The organism is Parendozoicomonas callyspongiae (assembly GCF_023502345.1).
In the GTDB taxonomy this organism is placed as follows: domain Bacteria; phylum Pseudomonadota; class Gammaproteobacteria; order Pseudomonadales; family Endozoicomonadaceae; genus Sansalvadorimonas; species Sansalvadorimonas callyspongiae.
This window is the reverse complement of sequence record NZ_JAMFLX010000136.1, coordinates 1-668: the sequence shown is the minus strand read 5'-3', so window position 1 is coordinate 668 and position 668 is coordinate 1. Positions and strand designations below refer to the sequence as shown.

Sequence of the window (668 nt, the reverse complement as noted above, 5' to 3'; positions counted from 1 at the left end):
AACCGATGAAGTCTCTATAAGAAAAAGCTATTCTTCTTAAAAATATAAAAAAAGAGCATAATAAATGGAAGCAATTGGAAAGAATTTAAGCCCACTAATTTTTCCAGAAAAAATCAATAAAGAGATCATTGCTCTTGGCTATAAAGTCCGAGTACGTACTGATGTTAAAAGCGAGCTTTACAAAGATTTTTACGATTTTGCTTGTCACCCTGAAGAGTATGAAGCTGTTGAAAGCCCTCCAGAAAACAATCAAGGATATGAACCGAAAAACCGTAATTGCACCCCTTTTATTGTTGAGTTTTTAAGCGATGATTCACAAAATTTAGTTGGGTGTGTTGCATCAACTTTTTATCATTCAGAAAATACTGATGACCAAGTTCTTGAAGTGGATTTTCTTGCTATAACGCCAAAGAAACAGCGCAAAGGACTGGGAACTCTTTTAATGAATTATGTAATCGAAATCATGAAGAAACAGCCAGTCAAAAAAATAATTTTAGAGCCAAAAGATGTTTCGGAGCAATTCTATACAAAAAAGCTAAAGATGAGGCGTGTTGTTTTACCCAATACGGATATTCAAATGGAATTATTGCTCAAAAGCTAGCTTTGCCTTCTCACCAACTATTTGACAACAGAGTATGTCGCGAGCTCCGCAGCTAACAAATGCTTCC

Annotated in this window: 1 protein-coding gene; it reads left to right on the top strand. The window is 35.2% G+C overall.

The window, feature by feature from the left end; genetic code table 11:
- Positions 1-64 precede the first annotated feature (64 nt).
- Positions 65-601 carry a GNAT family N-acetyltransferase gene (locus tag M3P05_RS20650; RefSeq protein WP_249702035.1) on the top strand — a complete coding sequence of 179 codons (537 nt, stop codon included), beginning with the start codon at positions 65-67 and terminating at the stop codon, positions 599-601.
- Positions 602-668: the final 67 nt, after the last annotated feature.

What these genes read in the sequence shown, in the direction of transcription:
- M3P05_RS20650 (WP_249702035.1), top strand. Translation starts at nt 65, where the DNA reads ATGGAAGCAATTGGAAAGAATTTAAGCCCACTAATTTTTCCAGAAAAA.